Annotated in this window: 22 protein-coding genes and 1 tRNA gene; 4 read left to right on the plus strand and 19 right to left on the minus strand. The window is 65.0% G+C overall.

Translation table 11 applies throughout. The features are described 5' to 3' along the window. Positions 1–8: 8 nt before the first annotated feature. On the plus strand, positions 9–884 hold the full coding sequence (locus F8O08_RS09635) for an alpha/beta fold hydrolase (RefSeq protein WP_225733628.1): 876 nt from the start codon (positions 9–11) through the stop codon (positions 882–884). A gap of 34 nt (positions 885–918) precedes the next feature. Here F8O08_RS09635 and F8O08_RS09640 read toward each other — a convergent pair whose 3' ends face one another. From F8O08_RS09640 to F8O08_RS09655, 4 genes are all read right to left on the minus strand, one after another. Further along, positions 919–2,991, minus strand: a complete 2,073-nt coding sequence (locus F8O08_RS09640; protein ID WP_158043130.1) for an iron ABC transporter permease — start codon at positions 2,989–2,991, stop codon at positions 919–921. After that, entirely contained in the window at positions 2,988–4,043 is a 1,056-nt protein-coding gene (locus tag F8O08_RS09645) for an iron-siderophore ABC transporter substrate-binding protein (protein ID WP_158043131.1), read from the minus strand. Before F8O08_RS09645 ends, F8O08_RS09640 begins: the two co-directional genes overlap by 4 nt. Then, a complete protein-coding gene (locus F8O08_RS09650) occupies positions 4,040–4,897 on the minus strand; it encodes an ABC transporter ATP-binding protein (protein WP_158043132.1) in 858 nt (285 codons plus the stop codon). Before F8O08_RS09650 ends, F8O08_RS09645 begins: the two co-directional genes overlap by 4 nt. A gap of 101 nt (positions 4,898–4,998) precedes the next feature. After that, entirely contained in the window at positions 4,999–5,853 is an 855-nt protein-coding gene (locus tag F8O08_RS09655; RefSeq protein ID WP_158037080.1) for a helix-turn-helix transcriptional regulator, read from the minus strand. Between the two features lie 67 nt (positions 5,854–5,920). On the opposite strand from F8O08_RS09655, the gene F8O08_RS09660 reads away from it, so the two are divergent. Beyond that, entirely contained in the window at positions 5,921–8,758 is a 2,838-nt protein-coding gene (locus tag F8O08_RS09660; RefSeq protein ID WP_192497756.1) for a cation-translocating P-type ATPase, read from the plus strand. Positions 8,759–9,498: 740 nt separating this feature from the next. Here F8O08_RS09660 and F8O08_RS09665 read toward each other — a convergent pair. The 13 genes from F8O08_RS09665 to F8O08_RS09710 all read right to left on the minus strand — a co-directional run bounded on the left by F8O08_RS09665 (position 9,499) and on the right by F8O08_RS09710 (position 17,166). Further along, positions 9,499–9,849: a hypothetical protein gene (locus F8O08_RS09665; RefSeq protein WP_158043134.1), complete on the minus strand. Its 351-nt coding sequence runs from the start codon at positions 9,847–9,849 to the stop codon at positions 9,499–9,501. After that, positions 9,846–10,184 (minus strand): hypothetical protein, encoded by a 339-nt coding sequence (locus tag F8O08_RS09670; protein WP_158043135.1) that lies wholly within the window; start codon positions 10,182–10,184, stop codon positions 9,846–9,848. Before F8O08_RS09670 ends, F8O08_RS09665 begins: the two co-directional genes overlap by 4 nt. Further along, positions 10,184–11,074, minus strand: coding sequence for a phage major capsid protein (locus F8O08_RS09675; RefSeq protein WP_158043136.1), 891 nt, complete (start codon positions 11,072–11,074; stop codon positions 10,184–10,186). Before F8O08_RS09675 ends, F8O08_RS09670 begins: the two co-directional genes overlap by 1 nt. A 155-nt stretch (positions 11,075–11,229) precedes the next feature. Continuing rightward, the gene (locus F8O08_RS09680) at positions 11,230–11,463 is read right to left on the minus strand and encodes a hypothetical protein (protein ID WP_158043137.1); all 234 of its coding nucleotides are present in this window, start codon (positions 11,461–11,463) and stop codon (positions 11,230–11,232) included. Between the two features lie 2 nt (positions 11,464–11,465). Next, complete coding sequence (locus F8O08_RS09685) at positions 11,466–11,984, minus strand: hypothetical protein (protein WP_225733629.1); 519 nt, start codon at positions 11,982–11,984, stop codon at positions 11,466–11,468. Continuing rightward, complete coding sequence (locus F8O08_RS09690; protein ID WP_158043138.1) at positions 11,981–13,276, minus strand: phage portal protein; 1,296 nt, start codon at positions 13,274–13,276, stop codon at positions 11,981–11,983. Before F8O08_RS09690 ends, F8O08_RS09685 begins: the two co-directional genes overlap by 4 nt. Then, complete coding sequence (locus F8O08_RS09695) at positions 13,270–14,724, minus strand: terminase large subunit domain-containing protein (protein WP_158043139.1); 1,455 nt, start codon at positions 14,722–14,724, stop codon at positions 13,270–13,272. Before F8O08_RS09695 ends, F8O08_RS09690 begins: the two co-directional genes overlap by 7 nt. Positions 14,725–15,147: 423 nt before the next feature. Beyond that, positions 15,148–15,318 carry a hypothetical protein gene (locus F8O08_RS10875; RefSeq protein WP_192497757.1) on the minus strand — a complete coding sequence of 57 codons (171 nt, stop codon included), beginning with the start codon at positions 15,316–15,318 and terminating at the stop codon, positions 15,148–15,150. After that, a complete protein-coding gene (locus F8O08_RS09700) occupies positions 15,315–15,890 on the minus strand; it encodes a hypothetical protein (protein ID WP_158043140.1) in 576 nt (191 codons plus the stop codon). The genes F8O08_RS10875 and F8O08_RS09700 overlap by 4 nt, the downstream gene beginning before the upstream one ends. A 58-nt stretch (positions 15,891–15,948) precedes the next feature. Next, the gene (locus F8O08_RS10880) at positions 15,949–16,095 is read right to left on the minus strand and encodes a hypothetical protein (RefSeq protein WP_192497758.1); all 147 of its coding nucleotides are present in this window, start codon (positions 16,093–16,095) and stop codon (positions 15,949–15,951) included. Continuing rightward, a complete protein-coding gene (locus F8O08_RS10885) occupies positions 16,092–16,256 on the minus strand; it encodes a hypothetical protein (protein ID WP_192497759.1) in 165 nt (54 codons plus the stop codon). Before F8O08_RS10885 ends, F8O08_RS10880 begins: the two co-directional genes overlap by 4 nt. Then, a complete protein-coding gene (locus F8O08_RS09705; protein ID WP_158043141.1) occupies positions 16,253–16,966 on the minus strand; it encodes a hypothetical protein in 714 nt (237 codons plus the stop codon). The genes F8O08_RS10885 and F8O08_RS09705 overlap by 4 nt, the downstream gene beginning before the upstream one ends. Continuing rightward, the gene (locus F8O08_RS09710; RefSeq protein WP_158043142.1) at positions 16,963–17,166 is read right to left on the minus strand and encodes a helix-turn-helix transcriptional regulator; all 204 of its coding nucleotides are present in this window, start codon (positions 17,164–17,166) and stop codon (positions 16,963–16,965) included. The genes F8O08_RS09705 and F8O08_RS09710 overlap by 4 nt, the downstream gene beginning before the upstream one ends. Positions 17,167–17,268: 102 nt before the next feature. Between F8O08_RS09710 and F8O08_RS09715 the strand changes: the two genes are divergently transcribed. Both F8O08_RS09715 and F8O08_RS09720 read left to right on the plus strand, forming a co-directional pair. Beyond that, complete coding sequence (locus F8O08_RS09715) at positions 17,269–17,865, plus strand: hypothetical protein (protein ID WP_158043143.1); 597 nt, start codon at positions 17,269–17,271, stop codon at positions 17,863–17,865. Further along, complete coding sequence (locus F8O08_RS09720) at positions 17,865–19,007, plus strand: tyrosine-type recombinase/integrase (protein WP_158043144.1); 1,143 nt, start codon at positions 17,865–17,867, stop codon at positions 19,005–19,007. The genes F8O08_RS09715 and F8O08_RS09720 overlap by 1 nt, the downstream gene beginning before the upstream one ends. A 31-nt stretch (positions 19,008–19,038) precedes the next feature. On the opposite strand, the gene F8O08_RS09725 is transcribed toward F8O08_RS09720, so the two are convergent. Continuing rightward, positions 19,039–19,112, minus strand: a tRNA-Met gene (locus F8O08_RS09725). A gap of 242 nt (positions 19,113–19,354) precedes the next feature. Continuing rightward, a complete protein-coding gene (locus tag F8O08_RS09730; protein ID WP_192497760.1) occupies positions 19,355–25,024 on the minus strand; it encodes an SdrD B-like domain-containing protein in 5,670 nt (1,889 codons plus the stop codon). Positions 25,025–25,243: the final 219 nt, after the last annotated feature.

The raw sequence follows: 25,243 nt of genomic DNA on the forward strand, positions 1-25,243 counted from the left end.
TTCGGAGCATGGCTATGCCCGGAAAGCTCGTTCGAGCGGCTCGCACGACAAGCGGCCATCTCACGATCAACGGCCGCGAGATGTATGCCGAAGACACCCGCCCGCACGACGTCGAGGGTGAAGACGCCGGTTCTGCCGAGCGCGCCCCGGTGCTTCTGCTGCATGGCGGGTTCTGCTCGCTCGAATCGCTGCGCCCACAAGCGGATGCTCTGGCCGCGGAACATCGCGTGCTCGCGTTCGAGCGGCCCGGTCACGGCCGAAGCGCCGATGTTGCCGAAGCGTTCGACTACGACCGAGGCGTGGACGACGTGCTCGCCTATCTCAATGCGATGGGCGTCGACCAAGCGCATGTCGTCGGCTACAGCGACGGCGCGATCATCGGGCTGCTGCTCGCGATGCGGCATCCGCAGCGGGTGCGCTCGCTCGTGGCCATCAGCGCGAACCTCGACCCCTCGGCCTTCCATATGGGCGACGAGGCGGGCTCGTCGCCAGAGCCAGAGTCACAGCCAGGGCCAGAACCAGAACCAGAGCCAGAGCCAGAAGCGCAGCCTGAGCAGCCGACGGTCGAACCGGGCAGCGAGCGCGACTGGTATCAGCGGCTCTCGCCAGACGGCCCGGAGCACGTCGACGTGGTGCTCGACAAGCTCATGGAGCTCTGGAGCACCGAGCCGCACATCGCTGCGGCCGACCTCGGCGCCGTCACTGCCCCGACACTCGTCATGGCCGCAGATCGCGATGCCGTTCCCGTCGAGCACACCCTGCTGATCGCGAAGTCGATTCCCGGCGCCCAGCTGTGCATCGTGCCGGGAGCCACACATGCGCTGGTCGCCGAACGCCCCGAGCTGATCAGCACGGTCATCGGCGACTTTCTGCACGAGCGCTGAGCCTGCGGCCCCGCTCCTCCGCCCAGCGCGTCGCTCAGCGCGACCGACGCATCAGCCAGGCGAAGTAGGGCGCTCCGACCAGCGCGATCATGAGCCCCGCCGGAATCTGCGAAGGGGCGATCAGCGAGCGACCGAGCGTGTCTGCGATCGCGACCAGCAGTGCCCCGAAGACCATCGTCACGGGAATGATGCGGCCATGCCGCGCGCCCACGATCGAGCGCGCCAGATGCGGCGCCACCAGACCGACGAATCCCACCACGCCGATCGAGACCACGCTGACGGCCGCGAGCACCGCAGCCATCGTGAGCAGCGTCAGGCGCGTTCGTTCGAGCCCGATGCCGAGCAGACGGGGAGTGTCGTCGTCGATCGACACGACGTCAAGCTGCCGACGCATGGCGAAGAGCACCGGCGTCAGCAGCACCAGTGCGATCGCGACCGGCAGCACGTCGACGAGCGTGCGCCCGTAGGTCGTGCCCGAGAGCCAGGTGAAGATGCGCGGGGTGTCCCAGGGATCCGCCCGCAGCAGCAGGAACGTGGTGATCGCGGTCAGTCCGTAGCCGCAGCCGATGCCGATCAGCACGAACCGATCGGGGCGCAGACCGCCGCGCCAGGCCAGCACGGCGATGAGTGCGAACGTGGCCAGACCACTGAGCACGGCCATGCCGATCAGCAGCGGTCGGCCGCCGGCGCCGCTGGTCACGACCCAGACCGCGCCCAGCCCGGCACCGGCGGTGATGCCGAGGATGCCGGGTTCGGCGAGCGGGTTGCGCACGGTGGCCTGCACGACCGACCCCGAGAGCGCGAGGGCGGCGCCGGCCAGCACTGCTGCGGCCACCCGGGGCAACCGCTCGTCGAGCGCGCGCTCGATCAGATCGGGTGCGGCTCCCTGGGCCCAGAGCACCAAGTCGCCCAGCCGAAGCCAGAGGCTGCCGGCCAGCAGCCCGACGACCGCCACCACGACCAGCAGCACCAGGCTGCCGACCATGACCGCTGCGAACCGCCGGCTGCTGCACAGCCCGGAGCGAGCACGCTGATGCGGCCGTGAGGCACCGGCATCGCGCAGCCGCAGCGCGAGCACGACGATCACCACCGCTCCCAGCAGTGCGGTGGGCACGCCGGTCGGGATCGAGGCCGCCGCCTGGGCCCCCATCAAGGCCCGCAGCAGCGCATCGGCTGCGAGCAGCAGGAACGCGCCGAGCAGCCCCGAGGCGGGCAGCAGCAGCGCGTGTCGACGCAACGTCGGCATCCGGCTCGAGATCAGCCGCGCGACCACCGGCGCCCCCAAACCGACGAAGGCGATCGGGCCGGCGAGCGTGACGGCCACAGCGGTGAGCAGCACGGCGCAGACCACTGCGACGCTGCGCGTGCCACGCACCGAGACGCCGAGCGACGCGGCGGTGTCGTCACCCAGCCGCAGCACGTCGAGGCGCCGAGCGAGCAGCAGCGCAGCGACGAGCACGACGACGATCATCGGCATCGCACGCATCGCGGCGTCGAGATTCAGCTGCGCCAGCGAGCCGCTCCCCCATGCGAAGAGCCCGGTCGTGCTCTCTTTGAAGAGGATCAGCAGCATGCCGGTCGCGGCGTCGAGGGCCATGGCGATGGCCGATCCGGCCAGAATGAGCCGTGTGGTCGCCGCGCCCGACGCGCTGCCGGCCAGCCCGAGCACGACTGCCGCAGCCAGCAGCCCGCCGGTGAATGCGACCAGCCCCGAGGCCCACAGCGGCACGGCGATGCCGAATGCGGCGACGACGGCGAGCGCGAAGTACGAGCCTGCGGTCACCGCAAGGGTGTCAGGCGAGGCGAGCGCGTTGCGGGTGATCGACTGCAGCAGCGCGCCGGCGACGCCGAGCGCGAAGCCCACCGCGATGCCGGCGAAGAGTCGGGGCAGGCGCGACCCGGTGAGCACGTCGACGAGCGGCACCCCGCCGACCGTCTCGCCAGACCCGGCGAGCGCCCGCAGCAGTTCCCAGGCGCCGACACCCGAGGTGCCCTGGGTCAGGTGCCAGACGCCGACCGCCATGACCGCGACGGCGAGCCCGCCCAGCACGACGACCCCGCCGGCGATGCCGGACGGGGTCGTCGTGTGCTGACGCGGCTCGGTCACCCCTGGGTGATCGCGTCGACGAAGGCGTCGATCGCCTGCTCGTTCGAGCGCGGCCCTCCGGCGCCCCAGACGCCCGAGGGGAAGGCATGCGAACGGTGCTGCTGCACGGCGGGCAGCGACGACCAGATGGGGCTCTTCTCGAGCTCGGTCACATAGCTGTCAGGCGTGTCGTCACTGGAGTAGAACAGGTTCGCGTCGCCCACGGCGGTGAGGCCTTCGATGTCGGTCTGGGCCAGGCCGTAGGCCGGGTCGACGCCGCCGCTGCCGTAGGCCGCGTTGATCTCGTCTGTCCAGGCAGGCTCGAGGCCCAGCTGCTGGCCGAGTGCGGTGAAGAGCGCGCCCTTGCCGTAGGGGCGGATCGCGACGTTGCCGCCCTCGATCCAGCCGTCGAAGAAGAGGAAGCTCTTGGTGGGCAGATCGACGTCGGCCACTTTGTCTTTCGCCGCAGCGAGGTGGTCGTCGAACTCCTTGATCACCTGGTCGGCGCGCTCCGTGCGCCCGGTGGCCTCGCCGATCTGCGAGAACACCTTCTTCATGTTGCCGATCGGGTCTGCCGCGTCGGCGCCCAGTGTCGCGAGCACGGGCACACCGCGCTGCTCGAGCTTGCCGATCAGCTCGTCGTCGGCGCTGAACGCCTCGATCACGATCAGATCGGGGTTCGCCCCGTAGAGCGCGTCGAGGTCGGGCTCACCTCGCTCGCCGATGTCGGTCACCTGGTCGGGCAGCTTCTCGGCGCTCACATAGGTCTTGTAGCCGTCCGGGTCTGAGACCGCGACGGGCGAGGCGCACAGGCTCAGCAGGTCTTCGGTCTGCTGCCATTCGAGCACGGCGACGCGTTCGGCGGGCTTGTCGAGGTGCACCTGACGGCCGACGCCGTCGGTCAGATCGACGGGGCCGGTGGATGTCGTGGTCGTGTCGTCGGCGCAGCTCTGCGAGGTTGGAGACGCGGCTGCGTCGCTCTGATCGACCGTCGTGGTGCCGCAGCCGGCCGCGGTGAGCGACACCGCGATCAGCGCTGCCGCCGCAGCGGCGATTCTGGGGGCGGAGATCATTCGTGATCCTTTCGGGTTTCTTCTCGGGGGATGGAGGCACGACGCCGACGGCGTCTGGAGACCGGATCGATGTGCAGCGCACCGCTGCCCGGGTCGACGCCGACGTCGACGGGGATGCCGTAGACCGCCTGGATGTGCTCGGCGGTGAGCACCTCGTCGGGCTCGCCTTCGGCATGCACCCGCCCGTGGTCGAGCAGCAGCAGCTCGTCGGCCACGCTCGCCGCCTGCTCAAGGTCGTGCAGCACGACGCCGACGGCCACGTCATGCGCTTCGGCGAGCTCACGCATCAGATCGAGCGTCTCGACCTGATAGCGCAGGTCGAGGTGGTTGGTGGGTTCGTCGAGCAGCACCACACCGGTGCTCTGCGCCAGACACGCGGCCAGCCAGACACGCTGCATCTCGCCGCCCGAGAGCTCTGCAGCGGCGCGACCCGCCTTGCCCTGCAGCCCGGTCACCTGCATGGCATGGTCGATCGCCCGCCGGTCGTCATCGCTCAGTCCACCGAGTCGGCGGCGGTACGGGTGCCTGCCCAAAGCCACGATCTCGGCGACGCTGAGCCCTTCCGGGGCGGCATGGGTCTGCGCGAAGAGCGTCACCTCACGGGCGAAGTCGCGACGGGTGAGCAGCGAGACGGGGGTGCCCGGCGCATCCTCGTCACCGAGCAGCACCTGCCCCTCTGCGACGTCGTGCAGCCGGGCCAGCGAGCGCAGCAGCGTCGACTTGCCGCTGCCGTTCGGGCCGACGAACGCGGTGACCAGGCCCGGCCGCAGCCGCACCGAGACGCCGTGCACCGCGACCGAACGGCCGTACTGCAGCACGAGTCGATCGCCCTGCAGGCTCCTCGCTGGCCTCATCCGCAGATCACAGCCGCAACGTGGTTGCATCTGAGGGAGGTAAGGGTTGCCTGCACGCACAAAAGAATAGAGACGGCGAAGAGCTGGCCGCAATCAGGACTTCACGACAGCGAGTACGGCTTTTCGGCCACGTAGACGCCCGGCGTCACCCCCATCAGACGACGGAACGTCGCGATGAAGGTGCTCGGCTGCGCATACCCGAGTCGGGCCGACACCCGCTGCACGTCGTGCCCCTCGTCGAGCAGCGCGAGCGCATGATGGATGCGCAGCGACTGCCGCCACTGGCCGAACGACAGCCCGGTCGAGGCGCGAAAGGCGCGCGAGAGCGTGCGCACGCTCATGTTCAGTGCGAGCGCCCATTCCCCGAGCGAGCGCCCGTCGGCGGGGTCGTGCAGCAGCACCTCGGCGACTGGGGCGATCCTCTCGTCGGCCGGCAGGCGCAGGGTGAGCTGTCGACTCGCCGGTCGCAGCACGTCGAACACCACTGCCTCTGCCCGGGCCCGCGCCGCCTCGGTCAGACCGGGACTCACCAGGTGTGACAGCAGGGCGTGCAGCAGCGGGCTCATCTCGATCACCGTCGGCTCTGCGAACGCCACGGGGGTGCGCCCTGCGGCGAAGAAGGCATCGTGAAACTCCACCTCGGCGGTCAGCCGCCCGGCGTGCACCATACCGGCCGGAATCCACAACCCGCAGCCCTCCGACACCGTGAACATGGCGTCGCCGACACGTGCCGTCACCGTGCCGCCGTGACTCCAGACCAGCTCGTGGTGGGGGTGGGAGTGCGGGGCCCATTCCTGGGGAGAGTGCGCCACCTCGGTCTCAGCGAGAATCGTGAACGAGCCGGGTACGGTCGGCGGCGCCGTCGTTCCGGTGCGCACATGGGTGCTCGGCTCTCGACGCCAGGTGCCGCGTATCGATCGACGCGACGGGGGATGCGCCGTCTGTGTACTGACCATCGTTGCAGAATACGTCATTCGGCTCACTAGCATGAGAAGAGGACACTTGGGAAAGAGGTTCTGTTCGATGGGCAACAACGATTCCCCAACGGTCGGCACGATGACCGCCGCACCCACCGATTTCTCCACGATCTCTGCCGACGCGGCGCTGCAGACGCTCGACACGTCGCGTTCCGGGCTCAGTTCGACCGAGGCATCCGGCCGGCTGGCCGAGAACGGCCCCAACCGCATCGCTCAGGTTGGTCGCGTCAGCCCGGTCATGCGCTATCTCGCCCAGTTTCGCGACTGGCTCGTGCTGCTGCTGCTCGCATGCGCCGTCGTCGTGAGCTACCTGGGCGACTGGTCGACCGCCGCCGTGCTGGTGGTGCTGGTGCTCATCAACACCACGATCGGGTTCGCCCAAGAGGCTCGCGCCGAACGCACCATGCAGGCGCTCGAAGCACTGGTGACGCCCACGGCCGACGTGCTGCGCGACGGGCGCATCACCGAGGTCGACACGGCCACGCTGGTGCCCGGCGACGTCGTACATCTGGCCGAGGGCGACTCCGTACCCGCAGACATGCGGGTGATCGAGGCGCAGGCGGTCAGCGCCAACGAGTTCGCACTGACCGGCGAGAGCAATCCCACACGCAAGACCGTCGCCACACTGGAGTATCCGGTGCCGCTGGCCGACCGGCGCAACCTGCTCTTCACGGGCACCGACATCGGCACCGGCGAGGTGTTCGGCGTCGTGACCGCCACCGGCATGCGCACCGAACTCGGACGCATCGCCCAGCTGAGCGATCAGGCTCCGACGACCCCCAGCCCGCTGCAGCGTGAGATGTCGACGATCGCACGCGTGATCGGAATCACGGTCGCCGTACTCGCAGCCGTGCTGCTGGTCTTCGCCGTGATCGCACAGATGCCCTTTCGCGAGGCGCTGCTGTTCGCCGTGGGGCTCGCCTGTGCGCTCGTGCCACAGGGTCTGCCCGCCGAGGTGAACACAGCCCTTGCGCAGGCCTCAGAGGTGCTCGCGCGTCGCCGTGCGCTGGTCAAGAAGCTCAGCGCGGTCGAGACGCTGGGCGCGACGCACGTCATCTGCACGGACAAGACCGGGACGCTGACCCGCAACGAGATGACCGTGGTCAGCGCCGAGATCGGCTTCGCGCCGTTCACGGTCACCGGCAGCGGCTACGCGCCCACCGGCGAGGTCCACGACGCGCACGGCGCCCGTCTCACCCCGACGCATTGGCAGCGCACGTTCGCCGAGACCGGCGTGCTGGCCAGCAACGCTCGCCTGCTGCCGCCCGATGACGAGCATCCCGACTGGCACGTGCTCGGCGACCCCACCGAGGGCGCGCTGCTGCCCTTCGCCGTCAAGGCCGGTGTCGACCTCGACCAGCTGCAGCACGACCGCGTCGAAGAGCACGAGCTGCCCTTCGACTCAGAACGCAAACGGATGACCTCGGTGCGTCGCGTGGTCGGGGCGAGCCCGACCCGCCACATCGCCTACGTCAAGGGCGCGCCGGAGTCGATGCTCGACGTGTGCACGCGGGTGCTCGACGGCGACACCGTGCGCCCGATCACCGACGACGATCGGCGTCGTTTTCTCGACGCTCAGCGTCAGGCCGCCGGGCAGGCGCTGCGCAACCTGGCCTTCGCCGTGCGCGACGTGACCTCGCTCGTCGCAGCGGCATCCGCCGACCCGGCCGACTCAGCCGACTCAGCCGACTCGACGCTCTCGACGCTCGGCATCGACGACATCGAGCACGACCTGCTGCTGCTCGGGTTCGTGAGCATGCGAGACCCGCTGCGCGACGAGGTGCCCGACGCGATGGCCGAGACACGAGCCGCCGGCATCAATGTGAGCATCGTGACCGGCGACTCGGCGCTCACTGCCGGCGCGATCGCCAAGATGGCCGGACTCGCCGACCAGGCCGGCCACCTCGCCGTGGTGACCGGAGACCAGCTGCACGCCATGCCCGACGCCGAGGTGCTGCGGCACGCACTGGGTGGAGGCGTGGTGTTCAGCCGGGTGGCTCCCGAAGACAAGATGCGCATCGTGAACCTGGTGCGCGACAGCGGTCACGTGGTCGCGGTGACCGGCGACGGCATCAACGACGCGCCCGCACTGCGCAGCGCCAACATCGGGGTGGCCATGGGACGCACCGGCACCGACGTTGCCAAGCAGGCGGCCGAGGTCGTGCTGCTCGACGACAGCTTCGCCACCCTCGTGCACGCCATCGGGCAGGGACGCACGATCTACACGAACATCTCTCGCGGCGTGCTCAGCTGCCTCACCTCGAACGTGGGCGAGTTCGTGGTCAACATGATCAGCCTGGCGCTGACGACGCTGCTGGGCATGCCGCTCGCGATCAACGTGCTGCAGATCCTGGCAGTCGACGTGCTCGGCGAGATCATCCCGATCTCGGCGCTCGGCTCCGACCGCGCCGAGGGCGAGAACATGCGCCGGCCGCCGCGCGACCCGAAGGCCCGCATTCTGCAGGGGCACTCGATCACCGATGTCGTGTTCAGCGGCACGGTCATGGGCGTGCTCGCCGCGCTCGCCTATCTGGTCGCCTACCCGCTGCAGGGCCTCGGACTCGGCGAGGGCAGCGCGACGCAGATCGCTGCGGCCACAACGGTGACCTACGCCACGATTCTGCTCACGCAGCTGGTCAACATCATGCATCGTCGCAGCGTGCACGGCATCTTCAGCCGACACCAGCTGACCAACCGATGGTTCTGGCTGTCATGCCTGCTCGCGATCGCCGTGATGCTCGTGATCGTCTACGTACCGTTCGTCGGCGCTTTCTTCGGCACCGCGCCACTGTCACCGCTGCTCTGGCTGCCGCCGATCGCCGCGATGATCGTGATGGGCCTGGCCCGCGAGGGCTTCGCTCGTGTCAGCGGACATCGGGTGTGAGCGCCGTCTGCGTCTTCGGCAGATGTTGCCGCAGCGTTGTCACGGGCGGATCTGATGGGAATGACGAAGGCCCTGCTCCCCAGTGATTCTGCGGGGTGCAGGGCCTTGCATGTGCTGTAGCTGGGGAGGGGATCGAAACCAATGCGCGATCTGGTGCCATTCAACGAGACCGCTATAGCCCAGTGTTTAGGCGGATCTTCGATTTCTGACGATCACGGTGAGACACGGTAATTCCGATTAGATGTTGCGGAATTGTTGTGGCACGAGGGCTCGCGCCCGCGCGCGCGGGGGTCAGTGTAGCCGGATCAGTTGCGGTTAGCGCAACTGATTCTCGCGCCCGCGCGCGCGGGGGTCAGTGACACTTCTGTTCCCGGGAACAGAAGTGATGGGGCTCGCGCCCGCGCGCGCGAGGGTCAGGATCAGTGCGTGTCTCGACGTGGGGAATTTCCCCAGTCGGCTCCGCGCGCGCGAGGGTCAGGGGGTGTATTCAATCCACACCCCATGGCGGAGAGAGATCTCTCCGCGCGCGTGAAGCAGGCCAGATGATCATTTTGCGGGGTCGCGCAAAATGGTCTCCGCGCGCGTGAAGCAGGCATAGCTTCTGTTCCCGGGAACTAGAGCTATCAACCACCCGCCCCGCGCGCGTGAAGCAGGCAGAGAGTGGCCCCGACGTGCAGAAAGGAGTGAAGATCACGTCGGGGCCGTTACGAGGCGGGAACCCTCCGCCCCGGCTTGAGTGGTCAGCCGGTCACGTTCTCGAGGTTCACGACTCGAGACGGACGCCAGCCAGACCACGGGTTTATGTCAGCAGCGGGCTCACCAGTCACCGACCAGGTCTGGTCACCCTTGCGAATGCGGTCACCGGCCTGCACGTCAGCGTCGGGGCTCTCCAGCACCAGCTGTTTCGTGGTGATGATCTGCGCGCGCACAGGGTCGGATTGCTCCAGGCTCTGCTGCGAGGCGAAGAAGCCGTAGACCTCGAGCTCGTCAGGGTGCGCCCAGTCCATGCCGATGACCGTCTCGGGGTCGTACGGGTCGGTCAGGAGGCCGGCCCGCAGCCGGGTGAATACCTCTGCGCGCGGGAACCTCACGAGGCCCGCCTGCGGTAGTTGTTCAGCACGGTCTGCTCGAACAGGCTCAGCCCCTCGAACACCGTCTGCCGGATCGACGCCCCGTTCACCGACTGGGTGATGATGCCCTGCGGGTTCTGGGTGAGCCTGGCGGTCGCTGAGACGATCACTGCCGCGATGCCGTCGGTGGGTTCGTCGAGCTGCGTTGCCTGGTTGCGGGTGAAGCCCCGACCGCGCGTGTACTCGCGGATCAGCTCGGCCACGATGGGCAGGTGCACTGCAGCTGCGGCTTTCAGCCGCTGGTCGTCGGGCTCGCCGAGGAACGCCGCCACCTGGTCTGCGGTCGGGGCTGCCATCAGGCCACCGTGATGCCGTCGAGGCGCACGATCGCCTCTGGGTTCAGCGGTGCGGCGTCGTAGCGTGCGGTCACGCGGATCGCCTGCTGGTCGTAGTCGCCGAACGTCTGATCGAGGATCTTCACGGCCGGTTCCTGGTCGCGGGCGACGGCGATCTGTGAGAAGTCGGCGAGCACGGCCTGCGTGGTCGGGTTCTCACCGGTGGTCTTCGGGATGCGGTCGGTCACGACGACTGGTGTGCCGAACAGTCGGAACACGCCGTCCTGCGTGGGGTCTGGCTGCAGCTGGTAGCGGTCCTGCTTGTCCTTGATCTTGCGCAGGGCGACGAACGTCTCGGGCCGCACGAACCATTTGGCGGCGGCAGTGTTCACGTTCGCTGCGAGGAGCTTGCCCCAGGCGTCGAGCAGCACGTCGAAGCCGATCGCGCCGACGCTGTCGATCTCCTGGACGTCTTCGTAGTTGAGCAGGCCGATCGGGGTGGTGCGATGACCGCCCACGACGTCACCGGTGCCGGCGAACAGCTGGTGGTCGAGCTTCGCAGCCACGTCCTTCACGAGGCGATCCTTGAGGATCGAGTCGAGGGAGAGCAGCGACTGGCGCGCCAGTTCGTTCGAGTACCGTGTCAGCGTCTTCAGGCTCTTGATGGTCGAGGGCAGCAGGATCAGTTCGCCGAAGTCGACGTCGACCTCGTCGATCTGTTCGTTCTCACCGTGCCAGCTCGGGTCGGTGGTGCCGGTGAGCTTCGGGATGCGGATCTGGTTGCCGCCTGCAGTGTCGAAGACACGAGGGCCGGAGGCGAGGAAGACGCTCGCGGCCTCGAGGGGCTCGACGAGGATCTTCTGAACCTGCTCAGCGGTCAGCTCTGGGTGAAGGGTGGTGGATCCAGCCATGATGATTGTCCTAACGGTCTGAAGTGCGCAGTAGTGCGCGAATGGTGATGTGTCAGATACGTCAGGACGCCAGGCCCTCAAACGAGAATACCCACCGGGGTATCAATATGATACCACCACGGCGGGCATCAGGTGCGAGATCTCTCGCAGGTGAGTCAGGCGTAGCCGCGCACCTGACCAGGCTTCGGGTCTTCGCCCGGCCCCCACCAGTCCTGCACCTTCTCGCCAAGGCCTTCTTCGGGGTCGTCATAGTAGTGCGCGACTTTCTCCGGGTCGAGCTTGGCCGTGCAGACGAGGAACTGCAAGTCTCGCCCGATCGCGTCTATCTTCGACTCGATTCTCTTCTGGTTGCGCAGCACCACGCGCAGATCATCCTCAACGTCACTCATGGTTATGCTCCTCTCTTCAGCAGCCCGGATAGGCTGACACTATCTGCACCCGCTGACACGCCCTGCCCGATGCTGCCCTGGGGCTTGCGTGACGCGAGGTGCGGCTTCTTCTCCAGCAGCGCGTCGATAGCTGCCGTGAGCGCGTCCGGGTCGGCCAGGAGGGCCTCGTCGAACGGCAGGTCTGTGGGGTCTTGCAGACGCCCCGTGGCGGCCACCAGAGCCTCCTGCAGGCGTTGGGCGATCTCGTCACGGTCTTTGGCCTTGTCGCGGTAGCCGGCGGCTTCCTTGCGGAGATCCTCGACGTAGGCTCGCGGGAACGTATCAGGCTCTGTGCCCTCATCTGAAATGAGGGCATCGTCGGTGGGATGGTGATCGGCCACCTCATCGGTGGGATCGGCAGCACCGACGTCAGGGGGTAGTGAATCGCCACCCCCTTGCGTGGGATACGCCTGGCGTACCTCATCCTGTTCAGGGGTACACACTTCTGCGCCCCCTTCATCTGGCTTGGTGATCTCGCTCATGCTGCGTTCCTTTCATCGTCAGGTGTTGTCGGTTGTGTCAGGGCAGCCTCGGCGAGGCGTGCCTGGTGGATCTTCTCGATCTGCGAGGGCGTGTACCCCATCGGATCGGCAAGCACCGCCTCAAGCGGCACACCGATGCCCTGGAGCTTCGCGGCCGCGTCAGCGACCTGCGCCGGCGTACGGGTGTCAGGGGCCGCCCAGATCGTCTCGTAGTCGACCACTGCCGCGCCCTGCACCTTGCGGATCAGATCGGCGACCTTCGCCCATGAGCGGCCGAACGTGCGCTGCCTGCCGATAACCTTCGCCACCAGTGACGCCTCAGCCGACCGGATCGAGTCAGCCGACGGCGGCTGGTCACCGTTCAAGCCGAGATAGTGCGGCGGCAGACCGGAGATCGCACCGATCTGCTGCGTGATCGTGGCGACCAGCTGCGTGTACGACGACAGGCTCGCCGGGTCGAACTGCCCGAACTTCGTATCGGGCGACTCAGACTGCCAGACACGGTTCTGCTCGTTGCTGAACGGGTTGATCGGGTTGCCGTCCTCGTCTTCGGCGATCTCCAGCCCCGTCACCCAGCGGCGTGGCCGGGCGAAGTACTCGGAAGACACCATCGAATCGGACATGATCTTGTTCAAGGCGTCGGCGAGATCCAGAATGTCGGCCATCTCCGAGACGCCCTCGAGATCCAGCAGCCGAGTCTTGTTCGTGATCTGCACCACGGGCGGCTCGCCCAGCGGGTTCGGGATGCGCTCCACGACCTGCAGCGAATACTCCTTGCCGCGCAGCCTGGTAATCGTGTCGGCCGCGTACAGCACCGCGTTCGTGGTGACGCCGTCGTCTTCCTTCCAGAGCTTCAGAGCGGCCTGCAGCCGCCCCGTGGCCGGGTCGTGGATCGCGGTCACCTGCTGCGGGCTCTCCACCGTCACCAGCGGGTCACCAGCGTCGTCTACCCAGACGATCACGTAACTGCGGCCGTAGGTCAGCGCGTCGACGTGCGCCAGATGCGCCTGCTCCTCGAGATCGTTCGCCTGCCAGACGCGCCAGAGATCCTTGTCTGCCTCGTCAGAGCCGAACGCTTGGAAACCCGCCACCTGCAGGCGCTCCGCGATCGACGTCACCGCCAGCTTCGGGAAGTTCACCCCCAGCGTGCGCAGACGGTTGCCCAGAGCCGCCTTCGAGTCCGGCGACAGGAACGCCTGCGGCTGCCGGCCCGCATAGTACATATCGAGCTGTGCCAGCCCTCCCTGGGCTGCCTGCAGCTTCTCTCTCAACTTCTCCAGCGTGGTCACCATGCAGCAACCCTCCGTTTCTTCTTCTTGCTATGGAATTGCGCTCGGTCGAACGCGATGACCGCCGTCACAGCGGCGTCGATCTTGCGTGGGCTGTTGCGTTTGTCCTTGCGGATGATCGCGCCCACAGCGGTCTGCTCGGCGACGACATGGCCCATGTGAGCCGACAGTGTGCGGTCGCCGTCGTGGTGTATCAGGCCGTCCATCACAGCCGCGTAGAAGCGGTCAGAGGCCGGTGCCATACGTGCCTTGTACGCGGTGTTGTACTCAATGACGTGCCGCTCGCCGAACTTCTTCGCCCAGTCCTCCAGCTCTGAACGCCAGCCCCACGGGTCAGCGGCCAGCTCCACCACGTCGTAGCGTTCGAAGCACTCCGCAACCGTCTCCGTCACCTCATGGCGAGGAACACGCCAACCCGGATCGTTCGGGTTCGACCAGACCGCGATCGGCGCCACGAAACCATCCATCGTGCACGCCACCAGCGCGGTCGAATCACCAGACGCCGAACCATCGAAACCCAGAGTGATCTTCTCCCCTGGCTGCAGCTGCCGATCGACCGCCAGCTTGTCCCACACCCCGAACGGCAGCCACGTGTCAGCAGCACCAACCCACTGCCCCAGCCGGTACCGTCTGAAAGCGGCCTCGCGCATCGTCTTCGCCACCGACAACAGACCATCAGCGGTCAAGAAGTCACCCAGCGCCGGGTTCGCCTTCGCCCACTGGTCATGGTCGAGAATGTCGCACCCGGTATCAGCCGCGAACTCCCTGAAGTAGAACTGCGGATCATCGCCCTTGCGGCCGTGCTGCACCAGCTCCCACATCACCGACTCCTGCGAATCAGACGGCGTCGAAATCGCCAACGTCAGAGACTGCGGGCGCTTACCAGCCACCGACGTGGCCGCCTCCCAGTCCTCAGTCGAGACCGTGTGCAACTCATCCACGATCAGCAACGACGGGTCATAGCCCTGCAACGCAGCAACCGTCGACGCCGCCGTGACCATCTCCCCACCGGTGTGCGGAACCTTGATCGAATGCTGCAGCAGATGAGCACGCGCGGCCAACTCCGGCGACAACTCGATCATGCGCTGCGCGATCTTCAACGTATGCCGAGCCACCTGCTCCGTACCCGCAGCGACCATCACCTGCGGGCTCACCGTCTCAGAAGCGAACAGCTCATACAGCGCCAGAACAGCCGCCAGCGTCGTCTTCCCATTGCCGCGAGGCAAAGACACCAGGCCAGTCCGAGGCCGGCCCCCACGGTACGGAAACAGCCCCTTCACGATCTCCACCTGCCACGGCCGCAACTTGAACGGCTCGCCAGCCCCCGCACCCTTCGGCACCACCACGAACTCCTGCGCGAACCGCACCAAACGACGCCAGCCAGGCCCCGGCCAGCCCGCAAAGTCCAGCGGATCAGCCGAGATCGCGCCCTTAGCGCCTGCCCTTGCCATGTCGCACCTCCTCACGAATGGTTGTATCTACAAATTGTGTAGATGAAGAAGCCTGCGCGCGGGGGGTGGTGGGGTCGGGGTCGAGGGTCATCCCCCCTGGGTAGCTGGCGGCACCGGTGCCGTGTCGTTGTTTCCAGTCGTCTCGGCCGTCGGCTTTGCCCTTCTTCGCGTTGCAGCTGCGGCAGAGCACGTCGACGTCTTCGAGTGTCCTTGCGGGCCAGTGCAGGTGGTCTGTTGTGAGGTCGTGGTGTGTTCCACAGTGGGAGCACCAGGGCTGCAGTTTGCGGGCTCGTTTAGATAGGCGTTGCCAGGCTGAGTCGTAGCCTCGTTGTTCTCGTGGTGCTTTGTCTCGGTGTCGTGCTGGTAGTTGGTGGTCTGAGCAGCGTGCGTGCTCGGTGGGTTCGCCACAGACTGCGCAGGTCTTCAACATGTTGTGCGCTCCTTGGCTTCGATCTTGTCGGCGGTGTCGTGCAGCAGGTCGGCGACGTAGCGTGCTTGGTCTGGTGTCATGTGCATGATCGTCGTGCCGACGTGCAGCATCACTCGCTTGCCCTTGATCGTCGTGAAGAATGGCGCGGCCTTCTTCGACTTCACGATGCGCTCCCATCCATCGGCTGATACTGTTCCTGCTCTTCCGGCCACGCTTTGTCGTACTGCTCCTGCGAGATCTGCTCACCGGTCTCAGCGTTCACGTAGGTGTTTGCGTGCAGTGGAACCACGTTGTCTGCATCTCTCTTTCGTCCTTGCCTGTCCTTGCCTTGCCTCGCCTCGCCTTGCCTAGGGGATTCCGCAGACATGTCACGTGACATGTCCCGTGACTCCTGTGCACGTTCTCTCGCACGCTGTCTCGCCTTGCGGTCACGATCGTTCGCCTTGCGTGAGAAGTAGGCCTCGAGCTCGGCTTTGCTGCTCTGCGTCTTGGCGAAGTCGATGATCTGCCACGAGTTGTCGTCGAGTTCTTCCCAGAGATCACTGATGACGAGCGTTCTGATGCTGGTCTGGTTGAAGCCCGGCACGAACATGAGGTCGGCTCGGGTGATCTTCCCGTCAGTCATGTTCGACACCGCCCAGGTCAGCGAGGTCACGAAGTCCCTGAAGCCCTCGGCAGGCAGAGCCATGACGCGTCGGTCCATGAGCCAGCGATCTGGAAATCTCGCATCTGCCATGGCGTGCCTCCTTTCTGGTACTGGTGGAGGGTGTCCATTGAGCGGACACCCTCCGGGGTTACTGCTGGGCGTTGAGGTGCAGTGCTTGCGCACCGGCGATGATGAACACGATGACTGCTGCGGTCTCGGCGATCGGGATGACGGCCACCACTCGGATGATGGTCAGGACGGCCAGGACGGCGACGAGGATCAGCAGGCGTCTCACTCGGCACCACCGCCTGCACGTTCAGCTGCGATAGCCCGGTACAGGTCGCCGATGGTGTTCGCCCCGTACTTGGCCATGAGTGCCTGGAGGTTCTGCACGCCTTGGCTGAGTTCGGCGCGTTCCTCGTCCGTGTACTTCTCGTCGATACGTTCGCGTGTCACAGTCCACCGCCTATGCCGTCGTGCTGGGGTTCGGCGCAGTAGTCCGTGGATCTGCGTACTCGAGTGGTCGGGGCGTCCTCTTGGTCGATGCGTTCGAGATGATCCGTGAGCGCGTCCACGAGGTTGTGCAGATCAGCGGTTGTCATCTCCCCGTCTCGATCATCATGGTGCACCCACGTGGTCATCTCACCCTTGTCAGTCACGACGCCAGTGCCAACGTGGAATGAGAGTGACTGCGACGTTTCGATACCGGTTCCACGGCCATACCAGAACACCACGGTGGCTTCACCACCAACGATGTCGAACGACACGTCGGCCTGCTCAGCCCAGGCCGGAAGGTCGCCGATCCATGGTTGCGTGGTGTCGAGTGGAGTCCAGACGTACTGCCGATATGCCTTGCGTAGCGCTGCGACTGGCGGCTCACCATCGGTGAAGCCCATGCCTGCATTCGTGAGCGCTTCCTCAAGCTCTGCACGCTCGAGGCTGTTAGGCCGGAAGTCGCCGTTCAGCTGCGCGTAGGCGCGACGCGCGCTCTTGAGCAGTGAACTGTAGTGTGCACTGATCTCTTCTGGCACGAGTTCGACACTGCGATATACTGTGGTCATTGGATTGTTGCCCTCTCTAGGTGTTTCGATCTCTGCCCCGGTTTTAGGTGTTGGCGCACCTGCTGCTCTTGCAGCGCCGGGGTTTTTCTCTGCCTCGTTAGTCATGCGGCCCCCTCGGCGGTGCCGTGACGTTCGGTGCTCTCCAGCCATTCCCAGACCTTCGATTCCCGGTACAGCACGCGCTTCGGTGACGGCTTCAGGAATGCCGGCCCCTGCCCCTTGAACCGCAGACCCGCCCAATAGTTCGGCGTGGTGCCCGGTACCAATTCACAGAGCGCTTTCGGTGTCAGTAGTCGGTCGTTCATATTCCCTCCAAGTGGACAGCCACTAGATTCTTTCCTAGTGGACGATCACTAGCATACATCTTTTCTGGTGAGCGGCAACTAGATTTCGCCTAGACTCGATTTATGACCACGAGAGACGACAAGATAGGCGCAAACTTGGCGCGTTTGCGCGGGAATGTATCGCAAGAAGGGCTTGCGAAAGCGATGCGAGATCGTGGGTATCGCTGGTCGCAGGCGACCGTATGGGCCATTGAAAAGGGAGAGCGCCCCCTGCGGCTATCCGAGGCCGAAGACGCGACAGCAATCTTGGGGAAGTCTGTGCAGGATCTCACAGCATCCGAAGCGATCGTCGCCCTCAAGTACGCGGCATCCGAGGTACGACGGCATCATGGCGCCGTGAGCGATGCCTTGCAACAGCTCTTTCAGGATGAACTGACTCTTGCTTCCGCTTTGGATGTCTACTTGCTGCACGACGAAGTGACTGAGGAAGAAGCTGAGAGGATCTATCGAGAAGCGACAGTGGTTACTCCATCCATGATCGCCTCATCCGAAGTCGACAAATTTCTTGATCTACTGCGCCACACGATGTCCGATGGCCAGAGACGAAAAGCTCCCTTCATCTACCGCAAACGCCTCTTGGGGGCCTACGAAATCGAAAAACACCTCCAAGAACGAACTGACGAGTACATTGCAAGCAAGCGCACCCCACACCACGACTAATGCCGATCTACTCCTACACCTTGACCGACGGCTCGAAACGGTACCGGGTCGTCTACCGCAAGCCGGATCATAAACAGCAGTCGAAGTACGGGTTCAAGCGCAAGGCTGACGCGGTGGCCTTCGAGGCGAGTGTCGTCGTGGACAAGGCCACGGGGAAGTTCATTCCGGTCGAGCGCGGCCGGATCACGATCGGGCAGCTCGGCCCCGACTGGTTGGCCGGCAAGAAGTATCTGAAGATCTCGGCGTACAAGCCGCTCGAATCGTCATGGCGTACGCATGTCGAACCGGTCTGGGGTGACGTGCGGCTGATGGATCTTGAGCACTCGGCGATACAGTCCTGGGTCTCTGAGCTGGCGTCCAGGCGGTCACCAACGGTCGTTCTGCGGGCCTTCGGTGTGCTGCATGGCATCATCACCACTGCGGTGCTCGACAAGCGGCTCAGCGCCGATCCTGCGGCCCGTGTGAGCCTGCCGAAGAAGATCAGACGCAAGCACGTCTATCTGACGCATGAGCAGGTCGGCGCGCTGGCCGCTGCTGGCGGTGAGCACACCCTGCTGCTGTTGGTGCTCGCCTACTGCGGGCTGCGCTGGGGCGAGGCTATCGCGCTGCGCCCGTCAGACGTGGACTTCGATCGTGGCCGCATCCAGGTGACTCGCAACGCGGTCGAGGTCGGCGCGAATATCTACGTCGGTTCACCAAAGACGTACGAGAATCGTTCGGTGCCGGTGCCTGCTGCGATCCTGCAGGCTATCCAGCGACGTGCCGAAGGCCTCGATGATGAGGCGCTACTCTTCCCGAACCGATGGGGCCACTTCCTGCGACGGCCTGGCACGAGCGCGAAGGATCGGTCTTGGTATAAGACGGCGCTTGCGAAGGCGGGCCTTCCGTCGATGACGATTCACGACCTGCGGCATACTGCGGCTAGCTTGGCGATCTCGGCCGGCGCGAACGTGAAGGCGGTGCAGCGGATGCTCGGGCACAGCTCGGCGGCGGTGACGCTCGATGTGTACGCCGACCTGTTCGATGACGACCTCGACGCCGTTTCTGATGCCATGAACGCGGCCATAATTTCCGCAAATGTTGTGCCCAGTGTTGTGGCGTCGCTTTCTGCGGGGAATGACGAAGGCCCTGCTCCCCAGTGATTCTGCGGGGTGCAGGGCCTTGCATGTGTTGTAGCTGGGGAGGGGATCGAACCCTCGACCTCACGATTATGAGTCGTGCGCTCTTACCATCTGAGCTACCCAGCCATGGATACGGTGATCTCAGCGGCACGATGACACGCCTGATCGCAACCAAAGTACTCTAGCATTCGGCTTTCAGTGCAGGCAAGTCTGGGCCCCTTGGCGAGCAGCGAACTCTGCCGCCGCAGAGCGCCGACCCACACTCAGAAAGCTCGGCCAGGCACATCACAGATGTGGGGCCGGTTCCTGGACGGAACCGGCCCCACGCTGTCTGCGATCAGCTCACAGACTCACCTGCTGGATACCGCTCAGTTGGCCGACTTGCTGCGATTGCGCCGTGCCAACGCCACGACTCCGCCGCCCAGCAGCAGCAGGATCATGCCAGCGATGCCGCCGATGCCGTCAAGACCCGTACGTGCGAGCCCTGACTGCTGACGCTCTGCATAGAAGGGATCCTCGTCAGTCACCGTCTGACCGGTGATCACGCCGACTCCCGTCACGGTAGCGCTGTCAGCGTGCAGGTCGCCGGCGACAAGACCGGTGATCTGCCCGCGGCACTCGAACGATGCACGAACCTCGAAGACGCCGGCCCACGAGGTGCCAGTGCTGCCGTCGGGGAAGGTGCAGACGATGTTCTGAACCTTCGCGCCGCCCTTGATGACCGAGTCAGAGAGCTTCACATCTTTCAGGCCCTCGTCGCCGTTGTTCGTCACCGTGAACTTCAGGTCGCGCGTGTCTGCGTTCACGATCACCTTGTCAGACTCGGTGTCTGCGTCGTTGCCGTCGGTATCGGTCTTCTCAAGATCGATGCTCGGCTTCGGCGTGCGAGCGTGGTACTCGTTCACATCGGTCACGGGCACGCCCGACCAACGGCCGTCGCCCACGACGGTCGCCGCGTCTGCGTGATCGTCACCCGATTTGACTCCCGAGAGCTTTGCCGTGCAGTCGAACTTCTCGCCGACCTTCAGCGGCCCGGCCCATGAGGTTCCCTGTGTGCCATCGGGGAAGGTGCAGACCAAGTCGGTCACGGTCGCATCTCCCTGGGTGATGGCGTCAGAGATCTTCAGGTTGACCAGCTCTTCGTCACCGGTGTTGGTGATGGTGAAGCGCAGGTCGGTGTCTCCGCTCGGCAGAGCAGCAGCGTCTTGGGCTGTGTCTGCGTCGTTACCGTTGACGTCGTACTTCTTGATCTCGACGGTCGGCGTCGTCGGGACGAAACCGAAGTCGAGTGTGAGGTCTTCGTCGCCGGGGGCGTTCAGACCCTCTGAAGAAGCAGACCCTGTCGAGGAGTCGTCAGCGCGATCAGTGCCGGCAGCGTCGGGCTGCGTCGGTGAGTACTTGCCCAGCGTCTCTGGCTGTCCGTCCTTGTCGAGCACCACAGTGTAGTGCTGGCCTGGAGCGAGCGTCGGAAGATTCGCGAACTCGTAGTACCCGTCGTCATTCGTCTTGACCGGACCGACCGGGTTGCCGTTGACGTCAGTCACCTGCTTGCCGTCAGGGCCGACCAACGTCAGGGTGACGTTCGGAATGCCCTTCTCGCCTTCGTCCTGCTTGCCGTTCTTGTCGGCGTCGAACCAGACGTAGTCACCGACCTTGACCTTGGGCATGAAGCCGAAGTCAAGGCTGCGATCTTCGGCGCCCGGCGTCGAGAGATCCTTGATCGAAGAGGCCTGGCCCGTCGATGAGTCTTTCTCACGGTCTGACCCCGCACCTGGTTTGGTGGGAAGGTACTTGTCGAGGACGGACTTCGTCTGCTCGTCGTCGGACTTGATCTTCGTGACGTATTTGCCAGCCGGTGACGGCAGGCTCGGCAGGTTCGGGAAGAGGTAGGCACCCTTGTCGTCTGTGCGCTGCGCAGCGACCGGGGTTCCGTCAGGGTACGTGGCCGGAATCAGCGTGCCGTCAGGCCCCTCGACGAACAGCTCGATGAGCACGCCGGGAATGCCCGGCTCACCCTCGGTCTGCAGACCGTCGCGGTTGTCATCCTGCCAGACATAGTCACCGACGCTGACGCTGCCGACGAACCCGAAGTCGAGCGACGAGTCACGCTGCTCGTTCTGGTCGAGCGCGGGCTGGCCGTCTTCGCCTGTGGTCGCCTGTGCCGTGGACGAATCCTTGGCGCGGTCGTCTCCGACTGCCTTCTTCGTCGGCTGGTAGGCCTTCAATGCGTCCTGCGCATTGTCGACGTGCACCTGGTACTTCTTGCCGTCGGTCAGGACCGGCAGCAGGCTGAAGTCGTAGGCGCCGTTGGCATCAGTCGTGACCTCGGAGACATCCTTGCCGTTCACGTCCTTGACGGCGTTGCCGTCTTGGTCGGTGATGGTCAGCTTGACTCCGGGGATCCCCTTCTCGCCGTCGTTCTGGATGCCATCGCCGTTCTGGTCGAACCAGACGTAGTCACCCACTGAGACAGCCGGCTTGACGAATCCGGCGTCAAGGCTGTGATCGACGAGGTGGTCGGCCGTGATCTTGACCGTCTCAGACGGCACGTTCAAGCCGGGAACATCTGAGTCTTTCTCGTTGTCACCGCCCTGGTCAGCCTTGGTCGTGACGTAGCCCTCAGGACCCTCGACAACCTTCACCTTCCAGTCGCCGACCGGAACCTCGAACTTGTACAGACCGTTCGAGTCGGTCGTGGCCGTGACGGGGTTGCCGTCGACGTCTTTCACCTCGTTGCCGTTGCCGTCGAGCAGCTGGAACTTCACACCCTCGACCGGCTTCTCGCCGGCATCCTGGATGCCGTCGCGGTTCGCGTCGTACCAGGCGTAGTCACCGATCTCGCCGAGCACAGAGCGAATGGAGACCTTGGGTGCCTCTGCAGGCAGCAGATCACGTTCGCTCGTGCTGGTGCGGAAGGCGAGGTTGTTCCATGCGTACTCGGTGTCGCTGCCCGTCTGCTGCGCAGGATGCGGAACCCCGAACTGGAACTGAGGAATGTCAGCCCGGTAGTCGAGATTGAGCTCCTGACCCGGTGTCAGCTCATCGATCGTGTACTTCAGAGCACGAACGTCAGCAGGGTTGGCGGGCAGCTGGTCGCTCCAGTTGTCATCGCCGCCTGAGACCCCGAGCTCTGGACGAGTCGGGTTGTTCGACGTAGAGTACTGCACTTTCACACCAGCCGGAAGCTGACCGGTGAGCTCGCGGAACTTCACGTCGAACTGCGAGCCGCGATCCTGACCTGCCAGGGTGCTGCCGATGGCCTTGTCACCTGCGTACGGAAGCACGTCGTAGACGACCGTGTTCTGCAGAGGAGTGGTTCCGCCATTGTTCACCTTGAGGCGATAGTCGACCGCGGTGCCCGAGTTGTCAGTGCTGGCGGCTGAGACCGCTGCGCTCGACCAGTCCTGGCCCGAAGGCTGGTTGTCGATGCCGTGGTCCTCGCCGACGGTGCCCTTGACCTGCTTCTGAATCGTGGCTCCGCTGGTCGCCTGAACCGTCCAGGTGGTCGTCGAGGCAGCCACTCTGTCGGACGTCTGACCGTCGCCGTTCACGTCGTACTTGTCGTTGTCGTTGCCGCCGTTTGAGATGGACGCATTCTGGTCGTAGAGCGCGACATACTGCGCGTCTTCGGCAGAGTGGGCACCGGCCGAAGCCGCCACGCTCACCTTGGTGTCAAACGTCAGCGATGCCGTCTCTTGAGTCGGGAAATCGCTGTCGAACTTCCATGAAAGCGTGGTGCGCTGCTGGCCGTTGACCGTCTTCTGACCGATCTCTGGCTCGCCGGGCGCGGTCACCCCCGCGGGCACTGATGCCCACTTTGTGCTGCCGGGAACGTAGTCGAGCCCTGCTGGCAGCACATCGGTGATGCCGGGCTTGATCTTGCGGTCTTCGGGAATGGTCGCATTGACGCTGGCATCGATCTTCCAGGTCACGGTGTCGCCGATCGCGAGCTTCGAGACGTCGCCCTGAGCCGACTTGCTGATCTGCATGTCGACAGTGGCATCGTCGAACTGCTGCACTCGAGGCTCGGAGCCGGCCGAAGTCTTGCCGTTGCCGACGGGGTTCTGCCCCTTGGCCGAAGCTGGGTCAGATGCGTCAGTCATCTTCTGCGGATCGTTCGACGCAATCACCGATTCGGTGTTCGTCTGCGCCTTGAGCCCGGACTGCGCGAACGCAGACGTGCTGGTGCCCCACAGCGAGTAGTTATTACCACCCATGTTGTTCGGCTGATTGCGGTAGTGCACCACGAAGTCGGTCACGATTGCGTCATCGGCGAGTCCGAAGGAGGGCGCACCCTGCGCAGCCGTGCTGCCGTACATGTAGAGATATGCGTAGCCTTTGCTGCCGCTGTCTCCGACGTTGACTGTGCCCTGCTGCGACAGCCCCTGATCGAAGTACTCGATCTTCGACTTGTGCTGGCCGTTCTCGAGATAGGTGATCTCGACCGCTGCGACGTTCGAGATCGACTCGGGCTGCAACGTGCTGTTACGGAAGAAGATGCGGTCGAGTCTGTACGAGGGGTTGTTGCACAACGGGGCGTCGGCATCTTTGTCTGGCATGCCCCACGGCGTCAGTCTGCCGTCGGCGCCGAAGTTATAGGGGCTCTGGTAGGTGTCACCGCCCCAGGCGTAGGCGAGCGACTCGTTGCCCTTTTTGCCGAGAGGTGACTTCGCCTCGGTGTTGCCGTTCTGGTCGGGGGCCAGGCAGGGAAGGCGATCCATATCGCTTACCCACCGAAGCTCCTTATCGTAGTCAGGGTAGACCTTGGAGTCGCCCTGCCATGAGCCGGCCATCGTCCAGCCCCACTCTTTGGTGGTACTCGTCGTGGGGACCTTGCCGACGGTCGTGTTGTTCGAGTCGGTACCGGCCCCTGCTTCGTCGTTCGTGCGCTTCCACGTGACAGCGATCAGCTGACCATATGAGCCACCGCCGGGCCGAGCGAAGGCGTGCTTCAGAGCCGACTGGCCGCTGATCATCGTGCCGCTGATCGTCTGCGCAGTCGCATCCAGGGTGTTGGTGACGTCATTGGTTGGGTTGGGGTCATCCTGGCTCGCCGGCGCCAGAATATCGTTCGAGTAGGTGACCTGCACACGCCGCGTCACCGGCTCAGACGACTGCCCGCAGCGAGTGAGGGTCTGGCCGTCAAGATCGATGTCGTACTTCATCTGTACGGCATTCTGCCCGTCGAGCTGGATGACGGACGGCTGTGTGACCGTGTCACCGGCCTGCTTCGAGAGGTCTTCGACCTTGATCGTGTCAGCCGTGATGCGCTTCTTCGAGTCGGTCACGGTATCGGTGATCGTCACATGTGAGAGGTTCTCCATGCCCTCGGTGTTGCCGGGCACGCAGACGGAGAGATCGTAGACGGCGGGCAGGTTGCCCTGGTCGTCGAAACCGGTTCCGCTGACGACCTTCGGCGAGACGAGCGTCTTGGTGACCGAGATCTGCGGAGAGGTCTTGGTCACGATCGGTGCGGGATCGTCACCGACCTTGGCAGCCTGCGTGTCGGTGCCGTCGGCCTTGAACACCACGGTGGGATCGGTCTTAAGCTCTTCGCCGGGCTTGACCGTGAAGTTGTCGACGGCCCAGCTGATGCTGAGCTGCTGCGACTCACCCGGTTTCATGTCGTTGAGGGCGACCGTGAGCAGACCGGTCTTCTCGTCGTAGTTCTGCGACTTGACCGCCGGCGAGCTCACGACCGGAGTGTGCGCCACGACCGAGCCGTCGTCGTTCTTGGGCGCGGGGAACGAGATGACCGGCTGCGCGCAGTCACCGGGAATCATGTTCGAGCATTCGACCCGAAGCTCGTAGCTGAGCCGCCCGCCGGTGCTGACTGCGTCGTCTTTGCTGGTCGATGTCGTCGTATACGTCATCTTGGCCGTGCTGTCGGCACTGGCAGCAGTGGCTGCGGCAGGAAGACCTCCCAGCGCCAGAGCGCCGCTGACCAGTACGGCGAGCGAACTCCTCCAGCGGAACCGCGTCTTGCTCTGGGACGGCTCGGTGACGATCCCCCCAGAGAACAACGATGGATTCTGCATAACCATCCTCATATCTCTTATGTATGTGCGAACCCGGGGCGCAGACAGCACACCGGCTACAACAGCCTATGCACCGAAAGAGGCACGATCATCTGTCAGAGACATGTTCTGGGGCTGTGAGACCTCTTTCACCTCGCCGAGTCACCCTGAAGACGAAAGAACGCGAGAATCGTGCGGATTCCTGGCCGTGAGAAGAGGGAAGGATGCGCTAGTCATGGC

The organism is Pseudoclavibacter sp. CFCC 13611 (genome assembly GCF_008831225.1).
Lineage (GTDB): Bacteria > Actinomycetota > Actinomycetes > Actinomycetales > Microbacteriaceae > Pseudoclavibacter_A.